Source organism: Nitrobacter vulgaris, assembly GCF_031453995.1.
Lineage (GTDB): Bacteria > Pseudomonadota > Alphaproteobacteria > Rhizobiales > Xanthobacteraceae > Nitrobacter > Nitrobacter vulgaris.
The window spans coordinates 1-1,336 of the sequence record NZ_JAVDPZ010000095.1 but is presented as its reverse complement, the minus strand read 5'-3'; the positions used below and the strand labels follow the sequence as shown (position 1 = coordinate 1,336).

Annotated in this window: 2 protein-coding genes; both read right to left on the bottom strand. The window is 62.9% G+C overall.

The window, feature by feature from the left end; genetic code table 11:
* Positions 1-764: IS21-like element helper ATPase IstB (gene istB / locus GGQ85_RS20760; protein WP_445376086.1), on the bottom strand; the 764-nt coding region annotated here is incomplete at its 3' end.
* Positions 761-1,336, bottom strand: a 576-nt coding sequence (locus GGQ85_RS20755; RefSeq protein ID WP_445376085.1) for a Mu transposase domain-containing protein, incomplete at its 5' end; no start/stop codon positions are given. The genes istB and GGQ85_RS20755, both read right to left, overlap by 4 nt.

The window sequence follows — 1,336 nt, the reverse complement described above, 5'->3', positions numbered from 1 at the left end:
GATTGCTTGAGCCGGTAGCTGTCGCCATTCATGGTGAGGATGTGAACGTGGTGGGTCAGCCGATCGAGCAGCGCACCAGTGAGCCGCTCGGACCCCAGGACCGAGGTCCAGTCTTCAAAAGGCAAGTTTGAGGTGACGATTGTCGATCCGCGCTCGTAGCGCTGGGAGAGCACCTCGAACAATAATTCCGCGCCGGTCGGTGACAGCGGCACGTAGCCCAGTTCATCGACAATGAGCAGCTTCACCGTCTGCAGTTCACGCTGCAGCCTCAAAATCCGTTTCTCGTCGCGGGCCTCCATGAGCTGATGCACGAGGGCAGCCGCGGTGGTGAAGGCGACGGGGAAGCCCTTCTGGCAGGCGGCAAGGCCAAGGGCGAGCGCGACATGGGTCTTGCCGGTGCCGGAATTGCCAAGCGCGACGATGTTCTCGCGACGCAGGATGAACTCGCAGCGTGCCAGCTCCAGCACCAGCATCTTGTTGAGGGAAGGAATGGCGGTGAAGTCGAAGGTGTCCAGGCTCTTCACCGCCGGGAACCTGGCCTGCTTGATGCGCCGCTCGACGACACGCCGTTCCCGGTCGATCAGTTCCAGTTCGACCAGGCGCAGCAGATAGCGGGGATGATCGACGCCGTCGCGCGCGCATTCACGGGCGACCTTGTCGTATTCGCGCAGCACCGTCGGCAGCTTCAATTGCTTGAGATGATGGCTGAGCAGCACCTGCGGCGTGCCGATCGTCGGCATCATATCCATGGCCTTCCCACTCATGCCGCCCTCCCGGGAACGAGGACGGCGTAATCGGCCGCCGATGTCGTCTTCACGCTGGTCTTCGGCAGATGGGGATAGGCGCTGAGATCGAGTCGCGCAGGACGGCGCTCAATGCGGGCCAGAGCGATCTGCTTGACCGCATCGAATCCGATCGCGCCGATCCGGATCGCCTCGGTGACGGCGTAGACCACGACATCCTTCGGGATTGCCTCCATCAGCCGCAGCACCTGGATGAACTCGCGTTTGCCGCGATTGCCCATCCTCGCCTCCATCAGATGACGCAGGTTCTGGAACGCCTCGGGCAGGCTCCAGTCCTGCAACGGTGCGGCCTGATCGAGCGCGTTCGGCTTCATCTCGATCAGCGCCAGATAGTGCAGCGGGTTGAAGACGAAGGTGCCCGAACCATAACAGCGCTGATGCCGCGCGATCTCCTCGCCGCCGCACAGGATGACGGTCTGATCGACGAAGCCCTTCACCATGACGTCCTGGAAGCCAAAGGCCGTCGGCACCGAGTAGTCATTGCCGCGATAGCGCACTAGCGCCGTCGACGAGACCCGGGCCGCCCGCTTCTC